24 protein-coding genes are annotated in these 24,553 nt (G+C 58.0%); 13 read left to right on the forward strand and 11 right to left on the reverse strand.

All coding sequences use genetic code 11. The features are described from left to right. From KGB28_RS25270 to KGB28_RS25305, 8 genes are all read right to left on the reverse strand, one after another. Nucleotides 1–1,258: glycosyl hydrolase family 28-related protein (locus KGB28_RS25270; RefSeq protein WP_223448333.1), on the reverse strand; the 1,258-nt coding region annotated here is incomplete at its 3' end. Nucleotides 1,259–1,474: 216 nt separating this feature from the next. After that, nucleotides 1,475–2,092: an RraA family protein gene (locus KGB28_RS25275; protein WP_150755284.1), complete on the reverse strand. Its 618-nt coding sequence runs from the start codon at nucleotides 2,090–2,092 to the stop codon at nucleotides 1,475–1,477. Between the two features lie 3 nt (nucleotides 2,093–2,095). Next, a complete protein-coding gene (locus KGB28_RS25280; protein WP_150755285.1) occupies nucleotides 2,096–2,485 on the reverse strand; it encodes a RidA family protein in 390 nt (129 codons plus the stop codon). A 59-nt stretch (nucleotides 2,486–2,544) separates the two neighbouring features. Then, nucleotides 2,545–3,870 carry an OprD family porin gene (locus KGB28_RS25285; protein ID WP_150755286.1) on the reverse strand — a complete coding sequence of 442 codons (1,326 nt, stop codon included), beginning with the start codon at nucleotides 3,868–3,870 and terminating at the stop codon, nucleotides 2,545–2,547. 80 nt (nucleotides 3,871–3,950) lie between these two features. Beyond that, nucleotides 3,951–5,279, reverse strand: coding sequence for an MFS transporter (locus KGB28_RS25290; RefSeq protein ID WP_150755287.1), 1,329 nt, complete (start codon nucleotides 5,277–5,279; stop codon nucleotides 3,951–3,953). A 177-nt stretch (nucleotides 5,280–5,456) separates the two neighbouring features. Further along, complete coding sequence (locus KGB28_RS25295; RefSeq protein ID WP_223448338.1) at nucleotides 5,457–6,695, reverse strand: Zn-dependent hydrolase; 1,239 nt, start codon at nucleotides 6,693–6,695, stop codon at nucleotides 5,457–5,459. 22 nt (nucleotides 6,696–6,717) lie between these two features. Next, on the reverse strand, nucleotides 6,718–7,647 hold the full coding sequence (locus KGB28_RS25300) for a 2-hydroxyacid dehydrogenase (protein WP_150755288.1): 930 nt from the start codon (nucleotides 7,645–7,647) through the stop codon (nucleotides 6,718–6,720). Further along, a complete protein-coding gene (locus KGB28_RS25305) occupies nucleotides 7,644–8,399 on the reverse strand; it encodes a class II aldolase/adducin family protein (protein ID WP_150755289.1) in 756 nt (251 codons plus the stop codon). The genes KGB28_RS25300 and KGB28_RS25305 overlap by 4 nt, the downstream gene beginning before the upstream one ends. A gap of 160 nt (nucleotides 8,400–8,559) precedes the next feature. On the opposite strand from KGB28_RS25305, the gene KGB28_RS25310 reads away from it, so the two are divergent. The 7 genes from KGB28_RS25310 to KGB28_RS25340 all read left to right on the forward strand — a co-directional run bounded on the left by KGB28_RS25310 (nucleotide 8,560) and on the right by KGB28_RS25340 (nucleotide 15,796). Next, nucleotides 8,560–9,564 (forward strand): LysR family transcriptional regulator, encoded by a 1,005-nt coding sequence (locus tag KGB28_RS25310; RefSeq protein ID WP_150755290.1) that lies wholly within the window; start codon nucleotides 8,560–8,562, stop codon nucleotides 9,562–9,564. Between the two features lie 209 nt (nucleotides 9,565–9,773). After that, nucleotides 9,774–10,796 (forward strand): amino acid ABC transporter substrate-binding protein, encoded by a 1,023-nt coding sequence (locus KGB28_RS25315; protein ID WP_150758546.1) that lies wholly within the window; start codon nucleotides 9,774–9,776, stop codon nucleotides 10,794–10,796. 62 nt (nucleotides 10,797–10,858) lie between these two features. After that, nucleotides 10,859–11,995, forward strand: coding sequence for an ABC transporter permease subunit (locus KGB28_RS25320; RefSeq protein WP_150758545.1), 1,137 nt, complete (start codon nucleotides 10,859–10,861; stop codon nucleotides 11,993–11,995). Beyond that, nucleotides 11,985–13,076: an amino acid ABC transporter permease gene (locus KGB28_RS25325; RefSeq protein WP_150755293.1), complete on the forward strand. Its 1,092-nt coding sequence runs from the start codon at nucleotides 11,985–11,987 to the stop codon at nucleotides 13,074–13,076. The genes KGB28_RS25320 and KGB28_RS25325 overlap by 11 nt, the downstream gene beginning before the upstream one ends. A gap of 11 nt (nucleotides 13,077–13,087) precedes the next feature. Then, nucleotides 13,088–13,477, forward strand: coding sequence for a RidA family protein (locus KGB28_RS25330; protein ID WP_150755294.1), 390 nt, complete (start codon nucleotides 13,088–13,090; stop codon nucleotides 13,475–13,477). A gap of 160 nt (nucleotides 13,478–13,637) precedes the next feature. Then, nucleotides 13,638–14,594, forward strand: coding sequence for an ornithine cyclodeaminase family protein (locus KGB28_RS25335; protein WP_150755295.1), 957 nt, complete (start codon nucleotides 13,638–13,640; stop codon nucleotides 14,592–14,594). An 89-nt stretch (nucleotides 14,595–14,683) separates the two neighbouring features. Next, nucleotides 14,684–15,796 carry a CapA family protein gene (locus KGB28_RS25340; RefSeq protein WP_223448334.1) on the forward strand — a complete coding sequence of 371 codons (1,113 nt, stop codon included), beginning with the start codon at nucleotides 14,684–14,686 and terminating at the stop codon, nucleotides 15,794–15,796. Nucleotides 15,797–15,823: 27 nt separating this feature from the next. On the opposite strand, the gene KGB28_RS25345 is transcribed toward KGB28_RS25340, so the two are convergent. After that, nucleotides 15,824–16,558, reverse strand: coding sequence for an amino acid ABC transporter ATP-binding protein (locus KGB28_RS25345; RefSeq protein WP_150755297.1), 735 nt, complete (start codon nucleotides 16,556–16,558; stop codon nucleotides 15,824–15,826). A 326-nt stretch (nucleotides 16,559–16,884) separates the two neighbouring features. On the opposite strand from KGB28_RS25345, the gene KGB28_RS25350 reads away from it, so the two are divergent. Next, a complete protein-coding gene (locus tag KGB28_RS25350) occupies nucleotides 16,885–17,574 on the forward strand; it encodes a GntR family transcriptional regulator (protein ID WP_150755298.1) in 690 nt (229 codons plus the stop codon). A gap of 148 nt (nucleotides 17,575–17,722) precedes the next feature. Here KGB28_RS25350 and alr read toward each other — a convergent pair whose 3' ends face one another. Further along, complete coding sequence (gene alr, locus KGB28_RS25355) at nucleotides 17,723–18,961, reverse strand: alanine racemase (RefSeq protein WP_223448335.1); 1,239 nt, start codon at nucleotides 18,959–18,961, stop codon at nucleotides 17,723–17,725. 249 nt (nucleotides 18,962–19,210) lie between these two features. After that, nucleotides 19,211–20,257 (reverse strand): ornithine cyclodeaminase, encoded by a 1,047-nt coding sequence (locus KGB28_RS25360; protein ID WP_150755300.1) that lies wholly within the window; start codon nucleotides 20,255–20,257, stop codon nucleotides 19,211–19,213. Nucleotides 20,258–20,889: 632 nt separating this feature from the next. Between KGB28_RS25360 and KGB28_RS25365 the strand changes: the two genes are divergently transcribed. From KGB28_RS25365 to KGB28_RS25385, 5 genes are read left to right on the forward strand one after another with little or no spacing between them, the layout of a single operon-like run. Next, the gene (locus tag KGB28_RS25365) at nucleotides 20,890–21,669 is read left to right on the forward strand and encodes a transporter substrate-binding domain-containing protein (protein ID WP_223448336.1); all 780 of its coding nucleotides are present in this window, start codon (nucleotides 20,890–20,892) and stop codon (nucleotides 21,667–21,669) included. Nucleotides 21,670–21,728: 59 nt separating this feature from the next. Beyond that, a complete protein-coding gene (locus KGB28_RS25370) occupies nucleotides 21,729–22,454 on the forward strand; it encodes an ABC transporter permease (RefSeq protein WP_150755302.1) in 726 nt (241 codons plus the stop codon). Beyond that, complete coding sequence (locus KGB28_RS25375; RefSeq protein ID WP_223448337.1) at nucleotides 22,451–23,161, forward strand: ABC transporter permease; 711 nt, start codon at nucleotides 22,451–22,453, stop codon at nucleotides 23,159–23,161. The genes KGB28_RS25370 and KGB28_RS25375 overlap by 4 nt, the downstream gene beginning before the upstream one ends. A gap of 56 nt (nucleotides 23,162–23,217) precedes the next feature. Continuing rightward, entirely contained in the window at nucleotides 23,218–23,979 is a 762-nt protein-coding gene (locus tag KGB28_RS25380) for an ABC transporter ATP-binding protein (RefSeq protein WP_007986657.1), read from the forward strand. Between the two features lie 12 nt (nucleotides 23,980–23,991). Further along, nucleotides 23,992–24,471, forward strand: a complete 480-nt coding sequence (locus KGB28_RS25385) for an Lrp/AsnC family transcriptional regulator (RefSeq protein ID WP_007974731.1) — start codon at nucleotides 23,992–23,994, stop codon at nucleotides 24,469–24,471. The last annotated feature ends 82 nt before the right edge of the window (nucleotides 24,472–24,553 follow it).

Consider the following 24,553-nt stretch of genomic DNA (forward strand, 5'->3'; position numbering starts at 1 on the left):
GAATGTCGCCCCCGGCCCCGCCATTGATAGTGTCGTTGCCGGCACCGCCGTAGAAAATCTCGCTGGCGGCGCTGCCCAGCAGAGTGTCGTTGCCGGCCGTACCATGCACGGTGGTCATCGGCACCGTGGCGCTGACGTAGCTGCCGTCGCCGTAGATCAGCGTGGCGCCCTTGCTGGTGTGACTGATGGTGTTGCCGATAATGGCGTTGCGATCAGTGCCGTCTTCGTTGCGCTCGGAGACGCCGTAGGTCGACAGGTCGCTGCCGATGATGATGTTGCCCTGGATCGTGTTATCGCTGCCGTTGAAGTACTTGCCGGACACGCCGAGGGTATCGTCGTAGGACTGGATGATGATTTCCGGTACGGGGTTGCCCAGGGAATTGTTGTTGAGCGTGTTGTCGATGATCTCGACGTGGTTGCTGCCGTAGATGCGGATCCCGGCGCTGGCGTTGTCGTGAATGTCGACGCCGCTGACGGTCACCTCGCTGGACAGTTTGATCAGCACCCCTTCGGCGCCGTTGCCGTACACCTCGCCACCGGTGATGGTGATGTTGCTGGGGGAGGGGATGTCCTCGCTGCCGCGCTGCACGACGATGCCATTGCCGCCGTTGTTGTAGGCAACGTTATTGGTGAGCGTGAAATCGTGGGTGCTGGTAACGACGTTGAAACCGTGCCGGTCATTGTCGTAGGCGACGTTGTTTTCGAAGGTGCTGTCGCTGAGGAAGTCGGCAACGAAACCGTCCAGGCCGTTGCCGTGGGACACGCTGTTCTTGATGACCATGTTGACGGTCTGCTCGTGGGGGTCGAAACCGTACCCGGAGCAATCCTTGATCTCGACGCTGTCGAGGGTGACGTTGGAGTCGTAGCCCGCTTCGCCGGGAATGTAGCCGTTGAACCAGCCGTCGATCTTGCCCGTGGTGTTGTCACGGTTGCCGTCGATGGTGAGGTTGCTGACGCCGAAGTCGTGAGTTTGCTCGCCATAGGCGGAGCGGATGACCCCGGTGATCTTGGTGTCGGAGCCGTCAGCCACCTTGACGGTGGTTGCGCCCATGCCGTCGCCGTACAGGTAGACGTTGCTCTTGAGCATCAGGCAGCCGTCTGAGGGTTCCTCACCTCCCGAAACGATATAAGTTCCGGTCGGCATGTACACCTGCCCCCCACCTGCAGCCGCCGCCGCATTAATTGCATTTTGTATCGCCGCCGTGTCGTCAGTGATGCCATCTCCTTTGGCGCCAAAATTTTGTACATTGAAAATCATGAGTTTATCTCCGTATCAGGCGAGAACCTCGGTAGATGCCAATATTCCATCGGCAGCTACCGTGTTATGACCCAACGGAGCGCAAAAGTTGTGACCGCATATCGGGGGGAGTGTCAAAAAACCGAACTAACTGATTAGCGGCTGTGAAGTATTTCAAAAAAATAACGTTTTGTTGACGCTCGCCGCCGCGCGGCGGTCCGCATTACAAGCGATCAATCACTGAACACGCAGTACGGATGCTATTGACTCTCCGGCCTCAAGACGTTCCAGCAGGCCGGGTTCTGCACGATCACTGGCCAGTGCCTGGTCGATGACTGCGGCGAGTGCCTGACTGTCGAGAATCAGCAAGCCGTTATCGTCACCCAGCACCAAATCGCCCGGGTGCACCTGAACCCCGCCACACTGCACTGGTACATTCAACTGGCTCTCGGCGTTGCCGTGCAGTTTGGTGGTCAGCAGGCTGGTGCCACGGGCGAAAACCGGCAGTCCGGCTTCACGCAGTTCAAGGATATCGGTCACCAGGCCATCGACCACGATGGCCCTGGCGCCTCGCGCTTGAGCCGCACAGGCGGTGACCGTGCCGACACAGGCGTGACGTCGATCGCCATTCATGTCGATCACCAGTACGTCGCCGTCTTGCAGGCTTGCCAAGGCGCGGTTGACGGCAATGGCATCGGCGTCGATCACGCTCAGCGTCACGGCGCGACCTACCACTTTGACGGCGTTCAGCATGGAGCGAATTTCGGCACTGACAAAGCCGTCTTCGAGCAAATGCCCGAGGGTGGCGAAGCTGACCTGATGGAGTTTTTCAAGCAATTGAGTAGGGGCGTTCATGGCTTACCTCTGCTTTGCTGAATCAATGAGTTCGGCCACGCAATCGATCTCAAGTGCCACCCCCCAGAGTGCCACGCAGACCGTGGTTCGTGCCGGCGGCGCATGGCCGAGCACTTCGGTATAGACCCGGTTGAAGGGTTCCAGTTGAGCTGGATCGGTGAGATAGCCGTTAACCTTGATTACGTGATCGAAGTCCGAGCCCGCTGTGATCAGGATGGCCTCCAGGTTGCGCAAGGTCTGGCGCACTTGCTCTTCGAAGCCTTCGGGTTGCTGGTCCAGTCCGCCTACAGCGGGTATTTGGCCGGCAGTGAACACCAGATGGCCGCTGACCACTGCCTGGGAATAAGGACCGACCGGGCCAATTGTGCCGGGTGCTGCCTGGATGCGTTTCATGAGAGAGCCTCGCTGAGAATAGAGGCCCGCCGACCCGACATGGGCGGCGGGCCGGTGAATCAGAACAATGCCAGGGTGTAGCTGACGAACACGCGGTTCTGGTCCTGATTGGCGTCGGCCTCGGAGTGCAGAACGCCATAGCGCCAACCGAAACCCAGGCCTGTGAACGTGCCGTCCTGGATCACGTAATCCAGGGCCAGGTCACGTTCCCATTCCTGCTGATCGCTGCCAGACGTGGTCTTGATCTGGCTGCCTTTGAGATAAACCAGCGACGCACGAAGGCCAGGAACGCCCGAGGCGACGAAGTCATAGGCGTATTGGCCGAACCAGGTGCGTTCGCCGGCCCGGTTGAAGCTGGTGAGCATGCGGTCGGTGAACAGATACAGGCTCGCGCCACCGGCCCCTTTGTCCACCAGGGAACCCTGGTTGAGCTGGACGAAGTTGCTGCCATCGGAAACGCTCTGGTAACCGCCAGTCAACCCGTGGCCACCAAGGCTGTAGGTGAAGATGGCGCTCCAGGTGCGGTTGTCGATTTCACCGGCACCGTTTCGGCTATAGCCACCGACCCGGAAACCGTCAGCGCGCCCGCTGGCCGAGCTGTTGGCGCCGTCGGAAGATGTATCGAAGTAGCGCAGGTCGGTCTTCAACGACTGGCCTTCGCCCAGTGCGAGCACATGCTGCAGCCCGAAAAAGTGCTGGGTGTAGTAGTCCTCGAGATTGGCCAGGTAATACTGGGCGGTCAGGTCCTTAGTGACTTTGTAGTCGGCACCGGCGAAGAGAAACTGGTTGCTCTCCTGACTCCCACCGCTGACCGCCAACCCGGTGCTATCACTGGAGCCACGCCCGGTAGCGTGCTCCAGACGGCCGGCGGTCAAGGTCAGCTTGTCGAGATCGCTGCTGGTAATCTGGCCGCCTTCAAAGGTCTGTGGCAACAGGCGACCGTCGTTCGCGATCAAGATCGGCAGCTTGGGCGTCAGCGTGCCGTAACGCATTTCGGTTTTGTTCAAACGGGCTTTTGCGGTTAAACCCAAGCGGCTCCATTCATCGGCAGCGCCATTACCTTCAGTCGGGATCATCGAGCTGCCGCGATGGCGGCCCTGGCCGCTGTCCAGAGTCAGGCCCACCAGCCCCAGCGCATCGATGCCAAACCCCAGGGTGCCGGCGGTGAAACCGGAGGTGTAATTGAGCATGAGCCCCTGCGCCCATTCCTCGGTCTTGCTCTGGCCGGCGCTGCCGGGCCGGTCGCGGTAGTCGTTGTTGAAGTAGAAGTTACGCAGGCCCAGTGTGGCCTTGCTGTCGCTAATGAAATCGGCTGAAGCGACCTGGCTCAGGGTCAAAAGGCAAGCGCCGGCGCTCACACCAAAAAGGTGCAGGGTTTTTTCCATGGTGTACGAATCCAGAGGGTGCGTGAATGGCAGCAGGGTCAAGTGCAGGTGGATTTATTCTTGTTGTGGGTCACTTGGTGCTATTCAGCCCGTCCAGCGCTCAAGTCGCGCTTGAAGGTTTCGGTCAGCAGTAACAGGGCAATCAGGGAGATGACCGCAGAGCCGATCAGGTACCAGGCCACTGACGAGCCTTTGCCGGTCATCGCCAGCAGGGCCGTGGTCACGATAGGCGTGGCCGCGCTGCCCAGCAGCCCGGAAAGCATGTAAGCCACCGATAGGCCGGAATAACGCACACGGGTGCCGAACAGCTCGGCGAGGAAAGTTGCGATAGGCCCGTAGTTGGCGGCGAACGCGGTCATCAACAGGCCATAACCGAGAAACACCAGCGGCAGCTCGCGAGTATCCATCAGCCAGAACATCGGGAAGGCGACCAGCGCTTCACCGACGATACCGGCGATGATCACCGGCTTGCGGCCGAAGCGGTCAGACAGTGCACCGAAGGCTGGCAAGAGCACAATGCACAGCGCACAGGAGGCCAGTACCACGCTGAGCATGATGGTGCGGCTGAAGCCCAGGGTCTGGGTCCCATAGGTCAGGCCGAAGGCGACGATGATGTTGAAAGATGCACCGGTCGACATGGTTGCCACGCCGCCGAGCAGGACTTGCTTCCAGTATTTGCTGAAGACTTCGGCCAGCGGCAGCTTGATTTGCGGTTCGCTGGTTTGAGCCTTGTGGAACGCAGGTGTCTCGGTGATGTTGAGGCGGATGTACAGGCCCACGGCAATCAGCAGCGCGCTGGCCAGGAACGGGATGCGCCAGCCCCAGGCAAGCATGTCTTCAGCCGGCAGCAGCCAGGCGATCGCCAGGAAGGCCAGGTTGGCAATCATGGTACCGGCCGGCACGCCGATCTGTACCCATGAGCCATATAAACCACGCTGGTTGGCGGGGGCATGCTCGACGGCCATCAACACCGCACCACCCCATTCACCGCCCAGGGCCAGGCCTTGAATGATCCGCAGGGTTAAAAGCAGGATCGGTGCCCAGATGCCAATGGCGGCGTAATCCGGTAACAGACCGATGGCAAAGGTTGCCGCGCCCATGGTCAATAGCGAAATCAGCAGCATCGATTTGCGCCCAAGCTTGTCGCCGTAGTGGCCGAACAAGGCAGCCCCGACGATGCGTGCACCATAAGCCGAAGCAAAGGTGCCGAACGCCAGGAGGGTGCCGATCAAGGCATCGAACGCCGGGAAGAAAATCTTGTTGAACACCAGGGCGGAAGCCGTGGCGAAAACAAACAGGTCGTACCATTCCACCGTGGTGCCGATGACGCTGGCGACGGCGACTTTTTTCATGTTGACGCTGGGTTCGACCGTCGGGGTAGCGGTCTGGATGCACGCGGAGCTGTTCATGCCTTTTTTCTCCAAGTTGAGCGTCGGGCTCAGTGGATTGATTTATTGGATGGCAGTGTGGGTAACGGTGATGCTGTGGCCGGAGATCGGTTTTATTGTTTTTTCAGGCGCAAGCGGGCCCTGCCTCCGAGGTCGTGTGGATGACACGACCTCAGAGGTTCGGTGTTGCTTGCATAATCAGTCGCTCAGGTGCTGAGCTCGCCGCAGCACCGCATTGAGCAGCACGTCGCAGCCCATACGAACATCGTCCGGCAGGGCGTCTTCGGCTTCGTTGTGGCTCAGGCCACCGACACAGGGAATGAAGACCATAGTGGTGGGGCAATGCCCGGCGAGGTGAATGGCGTCATGCCCGGCACCGCTGACGATGTCTTGATGGGGGTAACCCAGCGCCTGGACCGCCGAACGTACAGCGGTCACGCAATCGGCATCGAAGGGTGTCGCCGGGCTGAGCCAGTGACGACTGATCGCCAGGCTCAAACCGCGTTTGTCGGCAACGATTTGCAAGCGCTCGCATACGGCGTGCTCCATTGCGGAAATCTGTTGGTCTTCGTGGTGGCGCAGATCGACAGTAAAGTTGATCCGGCCGGGGATGGTGTTGCGCGATGACTTGGCGATCTCCAACTGGCCCACCGTGACCAGCCCCTTGGGTGCGAAGTCTCTGGCGATGGATTCCAGCACGCTGGCCATTTCCGCGACACCGAACAGGGCATCCTTGCGCAACGGCATCGGTGTGGTGCCGGCGTGGGCACTGACACCGCCAACCTGCACATCCAGCCAGCAGATCGCTTGGCCGCCAGTGACAACGCCTACTGGCAGGCCGCTGTCCTCCAGGATTGGGCCTTGTTCGATATGGGCTTCGAAGTAAGAATCGAAGGCCCGCTGCAGGGGAAGGTCTCCACCATGGCCAATATCGGCCAAGGCTTCAGCGACGCTGATGCCCTGGGCATCACGGGCACCCAATGCGGTTTGCAACGGCAGAATGCCAGTGAACACCGCCGAACCGAACATGGCCGGGGTAAAGCGCGCGCCTTCCTCGTTGGTCCACACGGCAATTTCGATGGGCTGGCGGGTTTCGATGCCTTGATCATTCAGGCAACGCACCACCTCCAGTCCGCTCAGCACGCCGTAGATACCATCGAAGCGGCCACCTTTTGGCTGGGTGTCCAGGTGGCTGCCCATGACGATCGGCGGCAGGGCGTTGTCCTGGCCTTCGCGGCGGGCGAAAAGGTTGCCAATGGCATCGAACGCGATACTCAAGCCAGCCTCACGGCACCAGCCCATGAACAACTCGCGACCGGCCAGGTCTTTCCTGGAAAGGGCCAGGCGACAGTTGCCGCCGCGCTCGGTGGCGCCAACTTTGGCCATGTCCATCAGGCTGCCCCACAGGCGCTCACCGTTGACCTTGGATACTTTCATCATTCACCTCTTGTCGCGTGTCTTAATAGCCCAGGGACGTATCGACCGGGTTGTTCAGGGGTTCGCCTCGCGCCAGCCGCCGCGTGTTTTCGGCAATCTGGCTGGCGATGCAGTCGTGGGACGCCGCCGATGCCATGTGCGGGGTAACGATCACCCCGGGCATGCGCCACAGGCGATCATCGACCGGCAGGGGTTCATGCTCGAAGACGTCGAGCACCGCACCGCGCAGCCGACCACTGCTCAATGCCTGTTGTAGATCGTCGATGCGTACGTGCTGGCCGCGACCACAGTTGACGACCACCGCACCAGCCGCCATAGCCTGGAAGGTTTCAGTGCAGAGAATGCCTTGGGTAGCCGGGGTCAACGGCAGCAGGTTGATCAAAAGATCGAGGCCTTCGAGAAATCCGCTGAACGCCTGATCACCGCTGTGGCAGACCACGTTGGGTATGTTTTTGACACTGCGCGCCCAGCCGCGGACGCTGTAGCCGGCACTTGCCAGGTCGTCGGCAATGGCTGCGCCCAGCGAACCCAGGCCCATCACACCGACCTTGAAATCCTTTGCCTGAATCTGTACCGGGCGCTGCCAGAGCTGGTCAGGTTGTTGCTGCAAGACCTGATCGAAACGCCGGTGATAGTGAATCACCGCCCAGCGTACGTACTCGGTCATGCCTTGGCGGTGCGCGGGATCGACCACTCGGCACACGTGCAAGTTCGGGCAGCTGGGATCGGTGTGCAAGTGATCGACGCCCGCGGCAACCGAATGCACCAGTTGCAGATTGGGCAGCGCGCCCAAACTGTTGGCCGGCGGGAACCAGCATGCCGCGACCTGTGCTTCACTGGCGACCGGGTCATCGGCCAGTACCACCCGTATGTCTGGCGCCTGTCGGGCAAAGGCCGCCTGGAGCTGGCTGAGCAGGATGCTGTCGCGCGACAGCAGTACGACGGTGTTCATGAGCAATAGGACTCGCGCTGGTCTTCAATCAAGGTCAAGGCGGCATTCCAGCTCAGCCCCATGATTTCCTCGGCTTCGTCGCGGCCGAACTGTTCTGCAGTGTGTTGGCAGACTTCTTTGCTGGGGTAGACCAGCTGGCTGCCACCGGCCAGTGCCGCGACCTGCGCCTGGCAGGCGCGCTCCAGGAAGTGAATTTCGTGGAAGGCTTCAGCTGCGTTTCCACCGGCCGCCAGCAGGCCATGGTTACGCAGGATCATGGCCTTGTGTGGTCCCAGGTCGGCGACCAGTCGTTCACGCTCGGCCAGCGACAGCGCAATGCCTTCATAGGTGTGATAAGCCAATTTGCCGTAGAACTTCAGCGCATGCTGGCTGATCGGTAACAGGCCTTGCTCCTGGGCGGCCACGGCCATGCCGGCTGCGGTATGGGTATGCACCACGCAGTTGAGATCCGGGCGGGCCATGTGGATCGCCGAATGAATCACGAAGCCTGCGGCGTTGACACGAGTGCGCTCGTTCGCACCTCCCACCACCTGACCATACTGGTCTATGCGCACCAGGTCGCTGGCTTTCATGCGATCGAAGATCACGCCGTAGCGGTTGATCAGGAAGTGGTGTTCAGGGCCTGGAATGCGCAGGGTGATGTGGGTGTCGATCAGGTCGGTCATGCGAAAGTACGCGACCAGTCGATACAGTGCGGCCAGTTCGCAACGGGCCTTCCACTCGGCGGGGGCAATGTTGTCGGGTGTGTACATGTAAGTTCCTTTCTCTAATTATTTTTCCGACAGGGATCAATCGGATCACGGTAACGCTCTGTCCCTCTGGCGCCTTCGTGCTTTATCTCGTAGCCTCTATAATTAAGCAATTTGCTAATTCTTAAGCGCTGATTAAGCCACGCTAATAATGGACATCAAGATGAGCAGCAAAAACTCAAATGAAGAGCTGATGCAGGCTAGATGGGGAGGGCGGCGTTTCCTCAACGATCGTCTGGATTGGAATTTGTTGCGCACGTATCTGGCGATTGGTCAGGAAGGGAGCATCAGCCGTGCTGCGGCGCGGCTGTTCATTACCCAATCGGCCGTTAGCCAATCGCTCAAGCGGCTGGAAGAGCAGTTGGAGTGCGCCTTGATTTCGCGTAAGGGGCCACGCTTCGATCTCACTGAGGCGGGGGAAGAAATACTGCGGATTGCCGAAGAGATGTACGGCAACGTGTCGCGCATCGGCTCGGCCATCGAAGGCCCCCAGGATGATGTGGTGGGGAAGGTTCGCCTGCTCTCGATCAGCCGGGTGCAATCGACGGTCTATGATGATTTTCTCGCGAATTTCCATCTCAATCATCCGCGTGTGGAGTTGGAAATAGAGGTAATGCGCAGCTCCGACATTCTCAGCTCGCTGATGCAGAAGACCGCCACCGTTGGTGTCGGTTTATGCCGTATCGCTCAACCCAAGCTTGAGCAGCGTTGTCTGATACGTCAGCGATATGCGTTCTTTTGCGGAAAACGCCATCGCTTTTTTGGAGTGCGGGGCCTGGATCTGGCTGAGTTGCAAGGGGAAAATTTTGTCAGCTTCACGAGTGACCAGATTGGCGGCAATCTTTCACCGCTTACCGTGTTTCGTGACCAGCAGGGCTTCACCGGCAAGATCGTCGCTTCGTCATCAAACTTTGAAGAAATACGCAGGTTGGTGATCGCAGGATTTGGTATCGGCTGTTTGCCAGAGCACTTACTCGATGTCGACCTCTACAACGGCATGCTCTGGCGTCTGCCGCCCAGGGATGGTGTTTCCGATGTGGACATTCACTTGTTGTGGAACCGCGAGCAAAAAATGACCCATGCAGAAACTGTATTTCTTGAAAGCTTCCAGCATGCCATCGCAGTTGCAGAACAATCCGTTGATCAGAAGGCCGGCCAGGAAGACTGACTTTTGATTGGCATCATCGGTGATTGGGGTATGCCCAATCCCGATAGGTTGCTTTAGCCATCGCGACACACGCCGGTGATCAGTCACCTCGCAACACACCCGATCTAAACTCAAAACAAATTGCCGATGCGACCATTCTTGTAGCTTGACAGCTGCTCGCAAAGTCATATAGCTTGAAATCGTATACTTTCTACCGAGTGGAGAAGCTGATGACACGTCTAAGAGTTTTTTTCGCATCTACCGCAGCAGCCCTTGGGCTTTCATTGGCAATTTCTGCACCGGTACAGGCCGATACCTTGTCGAAAATTCGAGAGCGTGGAGTGCTTGTCTGTGGTGTGCACCCTGGCCTGGTCGGCTTTGGTGCGCCCAACAGTGCGGGTGATTGGCAGGGGTTTGATGCGGATTTCTGCAAAGCCTTTGCGGCGGCGATTTTCGAGAAGCCGAAAGTCAAGTTTGTCCCGCTGTCCGATCAGGCACGTTTCACGGCGCTGCAGAATGGCGAAGTGGATGTCCTCTCTCGGAACAGCACCTGGACCCTGACGCGCGATACCACGATGGGTCTGCAATTTCCGGTGGTCGATTTCTTCGACGGCCAAGGCTTTCTGATCAACAAGAAACTGGGTGTCACCAAGGCGGCGGAACTCGATGGTGCTACGGTCTGCATTCAGCAGGGCACCACCAGCGAGTATGTGGTTCGCAATTTCTTCGACAAGTTGAAGATCACATTCAAACCTGTGGTGATCGAAAGCGGGACTGAATTCTTCTCGGCCTTTTTCGCCAGCCGCTGCGATGTAATCACCAGCGACGTGTCGCAGCTGGCGGTTATCCGGCTCAACTCAGGCAACCCTGAAAACTACGCCATCCTTCCTGATGTGATCTCGAAGTCGCCAATGGGTCCAGTCGTGCGGGGTGATGACAAGCACTTTGCAGACATCGTCAAGTGGACCGTCTTCGCAACCTTTACTGCAGAAGAACTCGGTATCACCAAAGAAAACGTTAAACAAATGCTCACCAGTAACAACGAAGACGTCCGGCGCCTTCTGGGTGTAACGCCAGGTGTGGGGGCAGGGCTGGGCCTCAAGGATGACTGGGTGATCAATGTCATCTCCGCGGTAGGCAACTACGAAGAAATCTTCGAGCGCAACGTGGGTGCCAATACTCCCTTGCAGATGAAGCGTGGCCAGAACTCCCTGTGGTCGGACGGTGGCCTGCTGTACGCCCCGCTTTTCTGATCCGCGATGTGAATGGCTCAAACGCCGCGTAGATGGCGAATCAGAAACGAGAGGTGAAGGTCATGTCGGCAAGAGATGGCGCTGTTAAACACCAACACCGGGCAGTCACGGTGTTGGTCCAGCTTGTAGTACTCACGGCTGTCGTGATTGCGGTTTGGTATTTCGGGCACGTGATCAACGAGCGCCTTACACAGAAAGGGATCAATACCGGGTTCGGCTTTCTGTGGGCTCGCGCCGGTTTCGACCTTAGCGAAAGCATGATTGCTTTCAGCGGTGACAAGTCATATGCGTACGCCCTGCTCGCGGGGTTTTCGAACACGCTCAAAGTGGCGTTTTGCGCCATTGTGTTCTCCGTGCTGCTCGGGGTATTGGCGGCGCTGGCTCAGTTGTCCAAATTCGGCCTGGCCAGACGAATTGCCAAAGTGTATGTCTCGACGATCCGCAATACGCCGCTACTGCTGCAGTTGTTCTTCTGGTTCGCTGTTTTTACTTACGGTCTACCGGTAGTCCGGGAGGCTCTGGAGCCGGTACCGGGTGTGTTCATCAGTAATCGCGGGATTAATTTCCCGTGGCCGTCCCCCTTCGCATTGGCAGCAATTGTCGCGATTTTTTGCACCGTCGTGGCGTTTATCCTCAGAAGCGTGCGTACCGGTGGCAGCGCACTGAAAAATCCGGGAGCCTTGCTGATGCTCCTGAGCCTGATTGCCTTCGTGTCCACGGCTTATGCCCTGTGGTCCGGGCAAATGACATTTGAATGGCCCACGGCAAGCAAGTTTTCAATCGGCGGCGGCGGGCACTTTTCACCCGAGTTCATGAGTATGTTCATCGGGCTCTCTGTGTACACCGGCACTTATATAGCCGAAGCGATCCGTGGGGCCGTGCAGTCCATTGCCCAGGGACAGATTGCTGCAGGTTATGCGTTGGGCCTGACGCACTTTGGCGTTCTGCGTTACATCGTGATGCCACAAGCCTTCCGGATCGCGATGCCGGCGGTGGTCAGTGAACTCCTGAACCTGATGAAAAACAGTTCGCTCGGTGTTGCCGTGGGATACCCGGAACTGGTCTCGGCGGGAAACACCGCCATGAATCAAACGGGGCAGGCCATCGAATTGATCAGCATTTTCATGCTGGTTTACGTCACGGTAAACATTATTACGACGCGGGTAATCGGTCTTTGGGAGAAACATTATGTCTGGTGATCTGAATAATGGTGCCCAGGTATCGATTGCCGCACCCTTGACGCTAATCCAGCGCCTCAAAGGCCTGGGCTCGGGTATGCCAAGCCGGATTGTGCTCGGCGCACTGTTTCTCTGGGGCGTCGTTTTGGTTGGCCCAGGTATCTTCAAATGGTTGTTGCTTGATGCAACCTTTAGCGGTAATGCCGCGCTATGCCACCAGAACGGAGGCGCTTGCTGGGCGTTCATCGGCACCAAGCTCAATCTCATCCTGTTCGGGGCCTATCCTCCGGAATCGCTGTGGCGTCCGATCACCTTCGTTGCATTGATCGCGGCGGTTGCGCTCTGGTGTTTGTTCCGGGTCCGCCATCACACAGTGGCCATTGTGCTGTGGGTACTGGCCGCGTTGATTGGTTATCTATTGATGAGTGGCGGACTGTTCGGTCTTGAGCCCGTGGATCGTGCGCGTTGGGGTGGACTGCCGATCACCCTGCTGATCAGCATTGCCGGCCTTGTATGTGCGTTCCCTTTGGGCGTGCTGCTGGCGTTGGGGTGTCGGTCGCAGATGCCGCTAGTCTCTGTTCCGTGCCGGCTTTATGTGGATCTCATTCGCAGTGTTCCGGCGATCACTATTGTCTTCATGACCTTTGCGATCATTCCGTTGATCCTTCCGGACGAGCTTATTTTCGACAAGCTTTTTCGGGCAGGTATCGGTCTTTCGCTATTTACCGCCGCTTACTTTTCCGAGGCCTTGCGCGGTGCCCTGCAAGCACTTTCAGTCGGTCAGCGCCAAGCGTCGGCAAGCCTGGGGTTCGGCTATTGGGGCAGTCATGCCTACGTTATCTTGCCGCAAGTCATCGCCCATTCGCTGCAACCGATTGCCAACATCGCGATCGCGTTCGTCAAGAACAGTTCGCTGTTGATGATCATCGGACTTTTCGATTTGCTTGGATCGGCAAGATCAAGCCTTTATGACGAAAACTGGCAAGGGTTCTATAAAGAGCTCTATTTGTTTGTCGGCGTCATCTACTTCGTTATCTGCATGTATATCCAACACTACGTCGCGTCGATTGAACGTGAACGTAGGGCCCGCCTGTATCAATAATGGATGCCTCCATGAAAGAAATAATAGAAGTGCCGTTTTTGTCTGAAGCGCTCAGACGTTTGAATACACCGACCTCTTTGCTGATTCGCTCGGGTTCGATGCTCTATACCTGTGGCCTGCCGCCGCTCGATCCACTGACCGGGAATATTGTTCGAGGCACGATTGTTGAACAGACTCACGCTGTATTGCAGGTGATGAAAGTTGTTCTTGAATCGGCAGGATCGTGCCTCGATAACGTCGTGAAAACCACGATCTTCGTGACGGATCCATCGATGATGGATGAGGTGAACGCGGTGTATCGCAAGTATTTCCCCGAGAATCCACCCGTCCGCTCATTCGTTGCAGTCAAGCCTTGGCCGTTTCCGTTTGATATTGAAATCGATGTAGTTGCCCATCTTTAGAAAACGGATGTGCTGGGTTGTATTGTGTAAGAAGTATCAGTTCTCTTGGTCGCTATAAGCTATTCAACTGGTTGTTTTAATATTCTTTCCCATGAACTCGAGCCGAGTGGTTTCGACGTTTAAGGCTTTCTGTCAGATGCTCGATGAAGGAATGTATTCGATGAAAAATGACATTGCCGTACTTGACTCAGTTCAAGTGGCCAAACTGATTGGCCAGATTGATGTGCTGTCCGCATTGCGTCGTATGTTCCTGGCGTTGGGACAGGAAAAGGCTGTGCAACCGCCACAACTGCGCAATCCGTTTCCCAATGGGCAAGGCAACTTTATCAGTTACCTGGGAACGCTGGCCGAGGAGCAAGTGTTTGGCGCCAAGCTCTCGCCCTATATCCCACGCCCGGAGGGGGCCTTGGTGACAGCCTGGACGCTGATGATGTCGATGGAGGACGGTCAACCGCGCTTGCTCTGTGATTCAGGACAACTGACTGTCGAGCGAACCGCGGGAACCACAGCGCTCGCCGTAGACTTGTTGGCGCCTGCGCGTGTCAGCAAACTGGCCGTGGTGGGAGCAGGGCGGTTGGGTCAGGCTCATGCCCGGCATGTCTTGTCGCTGCGCGAATGGGTGGATATCAGGCTGTACGCGCCCAATATTGGCTCTCTGCCAGAGTCCGAGCAGCAGGCACTGCGCGATATCGATCCGCGCGTCAGCCTTCATACCGAACTCGCCAGCGCCGTCGACGATGCGGATGTCATCATGCTCTGCACCTCGGCCGGTCGAACGGTGCTTGACCCTGCCGTGCTGAAAAAGCCAGCGCTGATCACGTCCATTTGCACCAATGCCCCACTGGCGCACGAAGTACCTCCTGAATCCTTGCTGAACATGAGCGTCTATTGCGACTACCGGGCTACAACGCCCGACAGCGCAGGGGAAATGCGCCTGGCAAAAGACCAGCATGGCTGGTTACCCGAGAGTATTTGCGGAGATTTGCCGGAGCTGATGATGGGAGCCGCCCGACTTCCCGATCCCGAGCGCCATACCTTCTTCCGCTCAATCGGCTTGGGTCTGGAGGATATCGCCATCGCCAATGAGCTTTATCAGTTGCATATGAAGAACAACTGAGTAGAGGTTTAGAAGTCGTTCTGCCTATTTCAGCGTAATAATAAGCCGGGGGATGGAAACATCCCCCGGCTTATATTCGGGAGGGTGCCATGGCAGCTGTTACCGATACGCTGAAGCTGTTTCTCGCCGGCGACGTCATGACTGCCCGCGGCATCGACGCAGTACTGCCGCATCCTGGCGATCCGCGGCTTTACGAAGCTTACGTCAAGAATGCCGGCGATTACGTCCGGCTGGCAGAACGAGTCAATGGCTCGATTCCCCGCCCAGTCGATTTCGCCTATGTCTGGGGCGCTGCGCTGGATGAGTTCGAACTTCGCCAGCCACACGCACGCATCATCAATCTGGAAACTGCAGTGTCCCGCTGCGGACGACCGGAGCCAAAGGGCATCAATTACCGCATGAGCCCGGAGAACTTCCCGGCCATCAGCGCAGCCGGCATCGACTGCTGCGTGCTGGCCAACAACCATGTGCTGGACTGGGGCGCAGCCGGCCTGGCCGATACACTGGAGACCCTGGCGAGCAATGGTATGTGCAGCGCCGGCGCCGGGCACAACCGGCAATCAGCCGAAGCGCCCGCCGTGCTGCCGCAGCCTGGCGGGCGACGCTTGCTGGTGTTTGGCCTCGGCGCACCCGACAGCGGCATTGCGCTGGGCTGGGCCGCCACGGATAGGCGCGCGGGCGTCGCGCGGCTGGAGGATCTGTCGATGCAAAGCCTGCACCCTGTGGCCAAACGGATTCTCGAGGGCAAAAAACCGCGGGATCTGGTGGTCGCCTCCATTCACTGGGGCAGCAACTGGGGGTTCGATATCCCGCGCGAGCAAGTCCGGTTCGCCCATGCCTTGATCGACGAGGCCGGGGTTGACGTGGTGCACGGGCATTCCTCGCACCACGTCAAGGGCATCGAGGTGTACCACGAACGCCTGATTCTCTATGGCTGCGGTGATCTTCTGAACGATTACGAAGGCATCGAGGGCTACACAGCCTTTCGCGGCGACCTGGGGCTTCTATACTTCGCCTCGCTGGACCCGGGCGGGCAGTTGCAGTCGCTGGACCTGATACCCACCCGCCTGCGTCGCTTTCGCCTCTGTCGCGCCGAAGGGGATGACCGTCAATGGCTGCACGACACCCTTTCTCGCGAGTGCGCCCGCTTGGGCAGCAGCATCCAGGCGGGCGCGAAAAATGCCTTCGAGTTGCGTTGGTGAGAACACTCCCTTAGCGACCCCGAATGATCAATGTTGCAGGATCTTGGAGAGGAAGTCCTTGGCGCGGGGGGAGCGTGCTTCGGGAGTGCCGAAGAACTCTTCCTTTTTGCAATCTTCAATGATTTTTCCCGCGTCCATGAAAATTACCCGGTCACTGACCTTCCTCGCGAAGCCCATTTCGTGGGTCACGCACATCATGGTCATGCCCTCGTTCGCCAGCTTTATCATGACGTCCAGTACCTCTCCGACCATTTCCGGGTCCAGTGCCGAGGTGGGTTCGTCAAACAGCATCACGATCGGATCCATCGATAAGGCACGAGCAATTGCCACGCGCTGCTGCTGGCCACCTGAGAGTTGCCCGGGAAACTTGTCCTTGTGGGCGCTCAGGCCAACACGATCGAGCATCTTCAGGCCCCGTTTTAACGCCTCGTCCTGGCCACGGCCCAGCACCTTCATCTGGGCGAGCGTCAGGTTTTGCGTCACTGACAGGTGCGGAAACAACTCGAAGTGTTGAAATACCATGCCGACCCGGCTGCGAAGCTTGGGCAGGTTGGTTTTCGGGTCCGAGAGGCTGATGCCATCTACGACAATCTCGCCTTGCTGGAAGGGTTCAAGCGCATTCACGGTCTTGATCAGCGTCGACTTGCCAGAACCGGAGGGGCCGCACACCACGACGACTTCGCTCTTTTGTATGGCGGTAGTGCAGTCGCTCAGCACCTGAAAATTGCCGTACCACTTGGAAACATTTTTTATGTTGATCACGGTGGTTGTCCTGATGTGGTTGCAGATGGCGCAAGAGGGACGAGGACCTGATCGCAAAAGGCTAACCAGGGTGTATCTGTCCTTTCCTACTGTAGAAAGTATACGATTACTGATTCGCTAACGACAACCACAAAGCGATGAATCAGGCTTGTATTTCAGATGAATGGGGAGAGGGGCTGGACTGCAGTTCGGGGGGACCAGGCTGAGGCTGCCGTCCTTGTTCGTTTTCGTATAATCGTATACGGTTGTGCATAGTGATGTAGTTGTTCCTCGTATCTGCCAAACCCAGACACGCCTTTAAATCGCCCCTGGCCACTTAGTGTCATATGTCTAACCAATCACCACTGAAATACATTGCAGGACTGATCCCGCTGGCACGTGTGTCCGCACCGCAATTTGTTGCGGCCGTTATCAGGGAAGCCATCGTCACCGGCGCGCTCTCCGGTAGCGAACCTCTGCGTCAGGACCTGATCGCTACCGAACTCAACACCAGCAAGGTGCCGGTTCGCGAGGCGCTGCGCGAGCTTGAAGGTCAGGGCCTGGTCCAGTTCATGCCGAATCGGGGCTTCATGGTGACACCGCCGTCCCTGAATGAAATGAATGAGTGCTTTGAGTTAAGAGCGGTTTTAGAGCCGCTGGCCGTCCGCCATTCGGTACCGCTCTCGACACCGGAGCAACTCGATGCTGTCGAACGCATCATCGATGAGTTCGAGAAAGTTCAGGATCCTCTCCTGAGCAGTCAATGGAACCTTTCGCTGCATACGGCGCTTTATGCACCTGCGCAAATGAAACACCTGGAAAATATGATCACCCGTGCGCACACCATTGCGCAGCGCTATACGCACATCTATATGCAGCTGCGATCCGCAGGGATTGATAGCCAGGACGAGCACCGTGCGATCCTCGCGGCGTACCGGGCAAAAGACGTGGAGGCGGCCGTTGCGTTGATGACAACGCATCTCAAGCAAGCATCGGATGAGGCGGCTGAGTACCTGAAGGACCACTTTGAGGTGTAGGAGCAGCCGGTCGACACTCGATAGCTTCGGGCGACGTACCGACGATGGACTCGAGGACTGCGCGTTTATTCAGAAAACACGCGTTATCGTTAACGTCCATCGCGAGCAGGGGCGCAGCGCTTAGCCTGCGCACCTTGTTTTTTTCTCCTTATTTAGACTTCAATACTTTCGGATTGGAGTTGCCCCAGATCGTGTACAAGTCCGCCAACAATGCGCCGTTGATGGTCTCAAGCTCCGTCTGGGTAATCTCTTCACCGCCTTGCTTGCCGTACAAAACGACCTCATCTCCCGCCTGCACGCCTTTGATGCCACTGACGTCCACCATCAACGTGTTCATGGTGACCTTGCCGATCACCGGCGCGCGTTGGCCGCGGATCAGCACTGAGGCTTTGTTGGAGAACGCTCTTCGATAACCGTCGGAGTAGCCGGCCGGGATGTTGGCGATCAACGAGTCTTTGCTCAGGGTAAAGGTGCGGTCGTAGCTGATCGTACTGCCCGCAGGATAGGCGCTGACCGCCGCGACCCGCGATTTGAACTGCATCACCCGTTGAAATTCGTTATGCCCACCCACTGGGTAGCCATAGAGCGCAGCCCCCGGGCGAACCATGTCCAGCCAACCTTCCGGCACCTCAAGGGTGGTGAAGGTATTGGCGCAGTGCAGGGTGATCCGGCTGCGGTCCAGTTTGGCGTGCTCGATCAGCCAGCCGGACTGCTCCTTGAACTTGGCCAGACCCTGAAGGACATCCTCGCGTTCCTCGACCGGGAAGTGGGTCATGATTCCGACGATGTTCAGGTGAGCCAGTCGGGTCAGATCCACCGCCTGTTGTTGTCCTGCAGCCGTGCTCATTTCCAGACCGTTGCGGCTCATGCCCGCCGAATTCAGCGCCAGATGAACCGGAAGCTTCACGCCCTGGCGAGTAGCCAGTTCATTGAGCTGACGTGCAACCTCCAGGTTGCCGACCAGTTCTTCGATGTTGTAGCGCAGTGCATTCTCGACTTCTTCAACAGTAGCGCTGCGCAAACGCATCAGGCGTCCCTTGAAGCCTTTTTCCCGTGCGACACGCGCCTCCTCGTTGCTCGCCACGCCGATACAGGTGATGCCCATCCGAATGGCGGAAGGGATCAATAATCCAATGCCATTCCCATAAGCATCGGCTTTCATCACGGCGCACATCTGGCTTTTACCCGCCAGCCGTTGCTGAAGTTTGGTGATGTTTGCTTCGAAGGCGACCTGATCAATCTCCAGCCAGGTATTGGCCTGACCTGATTGATTGTCGGCGCGAGAATGTTCAGGTGTGGGATCGAGTAAAGGTGCGGCATTGACTACCGGCATCATTGCCGTCAAAGCCAGGGCGAGCGTCAGCGTGCTGAGCATGAAACGTGGCATATCGAGTCTTCCATAGTGGATGAGGAAAGACCTCATGCTGGCGTGGATTTGGCATCAGCCAGGTCCATTGGGCATGGGGCGAACAGCCATGGAATTCTTATGCAAAGGCGCCGTTTGTTTATGTGGAACCGGGTGGCTCGCGCAGCGGATGGCGCTGTAAAAAAGGCTCAAACGACCGAGGGATTGTTCAGGGTTGCGCCTGGCAGCCGAAGGGGCCGCCAGGTGAACGCTTTGAAGTGTCGAGTGGAGTTAAGCCCGAAGCCTTGCATCGGCTGTTGCAGAAGGCAGCAGCAGCGAGAACAGGTTCTTGGGATCTTGCAGCTCTGGTACCAGTTGGATGTCGCTGCCAATGTTGAGCGTTCGTGCAACATCCAGCACATAGCGCAAGGCAGAGTAGTCCTCGATGGCGAAGCCGACCGAGTCGAACAAGGTGACTTCCTCGGCATGCTGGCGACCCTGGGTCTGACCGTTGATGACTTTCCAGAACTCGATAACCGGTGAGTCGGCGGGCATCTGTTGAATTTCGCCTTCAATGCGGCTTTGCGGTTCGTACTCAACCATGACCCGCGCACGCTCGACGATGTCCCGGTGCAGTTCGGTCTTGCCGGGACAGTCGCCGCCCACGGCGTTGAGGTGCATCCCGGGCTCGATCATTTCAGGGGTTAAAATCGTTGCGTAGGCCTTGTCGGCCGTGACCGTGGTCACGATATCGGCACCACGCACCGCTTGCGCGACGGATTTGGCAATGGTCACCTGAATGGCGGGGTAGGCCCGCAGGTTGGCTACCAGCTTCGCCGTTGCGGCAGGATCGATGTCGTAGAGACTGATTTCAGTAATGCCGAGCAGTGTATGAAATGCCAGGGCCTGGAATTCGCTCTGTGAGCCGTTGCCGATGAGCGCCATTCGGCGACTGTCCGGTCGGGCGAGGTAGCGGGCCGCGAGTGCGGAAGTGGCAGCGGTGCGAATGGCGGTCGTCAGCGTCATTTCACTCAGCAAAACCGGCTTGCCGGTATCGACGTCTCCCAACGCACCAAACGCCATGACCGTCAGCATGCCATTGTGGGTGTTCTTCGGATGTCCGTTGACATACTTGAAAGCGTAGAGCGATGCATCAGACACGGGCATCAGCTCAATGACGCCCTCGGGTGAGTGGTTCGCCAGGCGCGCGCACTTTTCGAAATCCGGCCAGCGTACGTAGTCTTGACGGATGTACTCGGCCATTTCTATCAGGCAACGAGGCAAGCCTTTTTCCTGGACGAGACGACTCAGATCATTGACGTCAATGTAACGGGTCATATTGGGTTCCTTTGGGCGTTTTTTGGTGTGCCGGTCTGGACTACCTTGCGCTTTGGCGTCTGAGACTCAGGAGGTGGTCCATGTGTTTGCAACGGACCTATTGTCGAGGCAATGGCGAGAAGATTTCGGCCAATACCGACCCCGGACACAGCGAGAGAAGTCGAAAAACAGACAGCGCACAGCGGAATCGGCCGCGTGACATTTACCAGTCGCACCTCGCTCGCACGGCTCAAGCGCGATGTGCTTCACGACGCATCGTCATGCAGATGAAGTAGAAGGCCAAAAGACAATCACACGTTCTGTGCCGCTCCCTTTAAGTGGAAAAACAGTGACTTACAGCAGACGACAGAATCGGCTGTGCAAGCCCTTCATTCAGCACAGGCACGCTGTTTGAACGTGGGGTTACGACACCTGCACCCTCCCGGCAATTGGCATTCTGACGGTCCGTTTCAAGCGCTTGTTGATCGCTGCTTGAGATGGAGTGCAACTCCGACGACTGGCTGCTTCCAGTCGATAACAACAACAAAAACGGCTGCGGTGAAGACCGCATCGACTCTCTGCCCCTGTCAAAAAGTGTGGTCCGACGCAGGCGCCGGATCGCGATAAATCCAAATAATCCGGGACTCAAGAAAATGAACATCAAATGGCTGACTTTGCCGGCACTCGCGTTGCTGTGCTGCACCACGGGCGCCAGTGCCAAGGAATGGAAGGAGCTGCGATTTGGCGTCAACCCAAGCTACCCACCCTTTGAATCCACCACGGCCGATGGTGGGGTCCAGGGCTTCGGCGTGGATCTGGGCAATGCAATATGTGCCGAGCTGAAGCTGACTTGCGTGTGGGTCAGCAATGATTTCGACGGGCTTATTCCGGGGCTCAAGGCTGGCAAGTTCGATGCCATCGAATCGTCGATGACCGTTACCGACGCGCGCAAAAAACAGATCGACTTTACCGATCGCCTGTACGCCGGACCGACCGCCATCGTTACCCGCAAAGACTCCGGACTGCTGCCTACCGCCGAATCGCTGCGCGGCAAAACCATCGGTTACATGCAGGGCACGATTCAGGAAACCTACGCCAAGGCCAAACTGGCGCCGGGCGGGGTGAAACTGCGGGCCTACCAGAATCAGGATCAGGTCTATGCCGACCTGGTATTTGGCCGTCTCGATGCGTCGATCCAGGACAAGCTGCAAGCGCAGATGAGTTTCCTGACCTCGCCACAAGGGGCGGACTTCCACAACAGTGAAGGCATCAGCGACCCGTTGGTGCCGGCAGAGATCGCCATTGGTGTGCGCAAGGACAACGAAGAACTCAAAGGCATGTTCAACGCCGCCATCAAGGCCCTGCACGACAAGGGCATCTATGCGCAGATCCAGCAGAAACACTTCGGTGATCTGGACCTCTACAACAACTGATCCTCGCGCCCCGGTCGCTGTGTTGCAGCGACCGGGGCGTATCAAGACAGGTGACTGGCGTGAATTCCTTCCTGAATGTTCTGGGGGTCGACCTTTCGGCCCTGCAAGGCTATGGCCCTTTGTTGCTGCACGGCACCTGGGTCACCCTCAAACTGTCGGCGCTCGCGCTTCTGGTGAGCATGGCGCTGGGGCTGCTCGGCGCGGCGGCCAAGTTGTCGCCGCTGAAGCTGTTGAATCTGCCGGCGACCATTTACACGACACTGATCCGTGGCGTGCCCGACCTGGTGTTGATGCTGTTGATTTTCTACAGCCTGCAAGGCTGGCTCAGCGCCCTGACCGAGTCCATGGGCTGGCCCTACATGGAAATCGACCCATTCGTGGCCGGCATCATCACCCTTGGTTTTATCTACGGGGCGTATTTCACCGAGACCTTTCGCGGGGCGATTCTGAGTGTGCCACGCGGGCAGCAGGAAGCCGCGGCGTGCTTTGGCCTGAACCGTTGGCAGCGCTTTCGTTTCGTGGTGTTCCCGCAAATGATGCGTTTCGCCTTGCCGAGCCTTGGCAACAACTGGCTGGTGCTGCTCAAGGCCACGGCGCTGGTATCGATCATTGGTTTGTCGGACCTGGTCAAGGTCGCGCAGGAGGCCGGCAAAAGCACGTTCAATATGCTTGATTTCCTGTTGCTGGCCGCAGCGCTTTACTTGCTGATCACCAGCGCTTCGAACTATGTCTTGCGCGTGCTGGAACGGCGCTACAACCAGGGTGTGCGGGGGATGGCGCGATGATCGAGTTGATTGCCGAATACTGGAGACCCTTTCTGTTCAGCGACGGCGAGACCCTCACCGGGTTGGCCATGACCCTGTGGCTGTTGGTGGCGAGTATTGCCATGGGCTTTTTCCTGTCGTTGCCCCTGGCGATCTTGCGCGTCTCGCGCTGGGGCGTTTTGCGTTGGCCGGTTCAGCTGTTTACCTACATCTTTCGCGGCACGCCGTTGTATATCCAGTTGCTGATTTGCTACAGCGGGATCTACGGCATTGCCGTGGTCCGTTCGCAGCCATTGCTCGAAGCGTTTTTCCGCGACGCCATGAATTGCACCTTGCTGGCGTTCACCCTCAACACCTGCGCCTACACCGTGGAAATTTTCGCCGGAGCGATCCGCAGCATCCCCTACGGTGAAATCGAAGCGGCCCATGCCTATGGCCTGAGTGGCTGGCGCCTGTACCTGCAACTGATCCTGCCTTCGGCGCTGCGCCGTGCGCTGCCGTACTACAGCAACGAAGTGATCCTGATGTTGCACGCGACTTCGGTGGCGTTCACCGCAACGATTCCCGACATCCTGAAAATCGCCCGGGACGCCAATGCCGCGACCTTCATGACGTTTCAGGCTTTCGGTATCGCCGGTCTGCTGTACCTCGTGCTGTCGTTCGGGCTGGTCGGCGCGTTCCGCCTGGCGGAGAAACGCTGGCTGAGCTTCCTCGGTCCGGCCCACTGACTTCCATCATTTATCCAGAGCGGCGCCGATAAGCGTGCCGTTCCAGGAGTACTCGCATGTACAAACTCACGGTTGAAAATCTGTATAAACGTTTTGGTGACAATGAAGTGCTCAAGGGCGTCTCGTTAAACGCGAGGGCAGGGGATGTGGTGAGCATGATCGGTGCCAGCGGTTCGGGCAAAAGCACCATGCTGCGCTGCATCAACTTTCTGGAACGGGCGGACGAAGGTGCCATTGCTCTGGATGGTGAGCGAGTTCTCACCCGTCAGGGCGTTGGCGGCATGCGCGTAGCCAATCCAAAACAGTTGCAGCGCTTGCGCACGCGACTGGCGATGGTGTTCCAGCATTTCAATCTGTGGAGTCACCTGACCGTGCTGGAGAACATCGTGCTGGCGCCGTGTCGAGTCCTGGGCATGAGTCGCAAGGCCGCCGAGGAGAGCGCGCGGGCGTATCTGGACAAGGTCGGCTTGCCGCAACGGGTGGCCGATCAGTACCCGGCGTTTCTGTCGGGCGGGCAGCAACAACGGGTGGCGATTGCCCGGGCCCTGGCGGTGGAGCCCGAAATCCTGTTGTTCGACGAGCCAACCTCGGCACTCGATCCGGAACTGGTGGGTGAAGTGCTGAAGGTGATTCAGGCACTGGCCGAAGAAGGCCGGACCATGTTGATGGTGACCCACGAAATGGGGTTTGCCCGGCAGGTCTCAAGCCAGGTGTTGTTCCTGCATCAGGGCCGTGTCGAGGAGCAGGGTGATGCTACGATACTCGACCGGCCAAACAGTGAACGTTTGCAGCAATTTCTATCGGGTCGTTTGAAGTGAGGCAAGGCGTACATGGCGGATATCCGCGATCTGTCGATCGTGCTTGATCGTATCGATCAGGCAATCATTGAAGTGTTGCGCCACGAAGGGCGCATCACCTATCAAAAGCTGTCCGAACGCGTGCACCTGACCCCCAGGCCTTGCCTGGAACGGGTGCGCAAGCTGGAACAGCTTGGGGTCATTCGCGGCTATGGCGCGATTCTCGATGAGAAGAAACTGACGCCGGGCTTGTCGTTGCTGGTGCTGGTGGCGTTGTCGAACCAGAGCGGACGCGCGGCGCAAAAGGCCTTCGAAGCCAAGGTCCGCGCCTGCCCGCAGGTGCTGGAATGTCGCCTGATCAGCGGCGCGTTCGACTACAGCCTGCGCATGCGCTGCCGTGACATGGAGCATTACCGGGTGTTGACCGAAGTCTGGTTTGACGACCCGGATTTACACATCGACAAACTGGTCAGCCACCCGGAGCTGGCGATGGTCAAGACCACCATGGAATAGGCATCGAACGACGTACAACCTGTGGGAGCGGGCTTGCTCGCGAAGGCGATGTGTCAGTCGACATTGATGTTGGATGACACTC

Source organism: Pseudomonas sp. BF-R-19 (genome assembly GCF_019956445.1).
Lineage (GTDB): Bacteria > Pseudomonadota > Gammaproteobacteria > Pseudomonadales > Pseudomonadaceae > Aquipseudomonas > Aquipseudomonas fluorescens_BH.

What these genes read in the sequence shown, in the direction of transcription:
- KGB28_RS25275 (WP_150755284.1), bottom strand. Translation starts at nt 2,092, where the DNA reads ATGAACGCCCCTACTCAATTGCTTGAAAAACTCCATCAGGTCAGCTTC.
- KGB28_RS25280 (WP_150755285.1), bottom strand. Translation starts at nt 2,485, where the DNA reads ATGAAACGCATCCAGGCAGCACCCGGCACAATTGGCCCGGTCGGTCCT.
- KGB28_RS25285 (WP_150755286.1), bottom strand. Translation starts at nt 3,870, where the DNA reads ATGGAAAAAACCCTGCACCTTTTTGGTGTGAGCGCCGGCGCTTGCCTT.
- KGB28_RS25290 (WP_150755287.1), bottom strand. Translation starts at nt 5,279, where the DNA reads ATGAACAGCTCCGCGTGCATCCAGACCGCTACCCCGACGGTCGAACCC.
- KGB28_RS25295 (WP_223448338.1), bottom strand. Translation starts at nt 6,695, where the DNA reads ATGAAAGTATCCAAGGTCAACGGTGAGCGCCTGTGGGGCAGCCTGATG.
- KGB28_RS25300 (WP_150755288.1), bottom strand. Translation starts at nt 7,647, where the DNA reads ATGAACACCGTCGTACTGCTGTCGCGCGACAGCATCCTGCTCAGCCAG.
- KGB28_RS25305 (WP_150755289.1), bottom strand. Translation starts at nt 8,399, where the DNA reads ATGTACACACCCGACAACATTGCCCCCGCCGAGTGGAAGGCCCGTTGC.
- KGB28_RS25310 (WP_150755290.1), top strand. Translation starts at nt 8,560, where the DNA reads ATGAGCAGCAAAAACTCAAATGAAGAGCTGATGCAGGCTAGATGGGGA.
- KGB28_RS25315 (WP_150758546.1), top strand. Translation starts at nt 9,774, where the DNA reads ATGACACGTCTAAGAGTTTTTTTCGCATCTACCGCAGCAGCCCTTGGG.
- KGB28_RS25320 (WP_150758545.1), top strand. Translation starts at nt 10,859, where the DNA reads ATGTCGGCAAGAGATGGCGCTGTTAAACACCAACACCGGGCAGTCACG.
- KGB28_RS25325 (WP_150755293.1), top strand. Translation starts at nt 11,985, where the DNA reads ATGTCTGGTGATCTGAATAATGGTGCCCAGGTATCGATTGCCGCACCC.
- KGB28_RS25330 (WP_150755294.1), top strand. Translation starts at nt 13,088, where the DNA reads ATGAAAGAAATAATAGAAGTGCCGTTTTTGTCTGAAGCGCTCAGACGT.
- KGB28_RS25335 (WP_150755295.1), top strand. Translation starts at nt 13,638, where the DNA reads ATGAAAAATGACATTGCCGTACTTGACTCAGTTCAAGTGGCCAAACTG.
- KGB28_RS25340 (WP_223448334.1), top strand. Translation starts at nt 14,684, where the DNA reads ATGGCAGCTGTTACCGATACGCTGAAGCTGTTTCTCGCCGGCGACGTC.
- KGB28_RS25350 (WP_150755298.1), top strand. Translation starts at nt 16,885, where the DNA reads ATGTCTAACCAATCACCACTGAAATACATTGCAGGACTGATCCCGCTG.
- alr (WP_223448335.1), bottom strand. Translation starts at nt 18,961, where the DNA reads ATGCCACGTTTCATGCTCAGCACGCTGACGCTCGCCCTGGCTTTGACG.
- KGB28_RS25360 (WP_150755300.1), bottom strand. Translation starts at nt 20,257, where the DNA reads ATGACCCGTTACATTGACGTCAATGATCTGAGTCGTCTCGTCCAGGAA.
- KGB28_RS25365 (WP_223448336.1), top strand. Translation starts at nt 20,890, where the DNA reads ATGAACATCAAATGGCTGACTTTGCCGGCACTCGCGTTGCTGTGCTGC.
- KGB28_RS25375 (WP_223448337.1), top strand. Translation starts at nt 22,451, where the DNA reads ATGATCGAGTTGATTGCCGAATACTGGAGACCCTTTCTGTTCAGCGAC.
- KGB28_RS25380 (WP_007986657.1), top strand. Translation starts at nt 23,218, where the DNA reads ATGTACAAACTCACGGTTGAAAATCTGTATAAACGTTTTGGTGACAAT.
- KGB28_RS25385 (WP_007974731.1), top strand. Translation starts at nt 23,992, where the DNA reads ATGGCGGATATCCGCGATCTGTCGATCGTGCTTGATCGTATCGATCAG.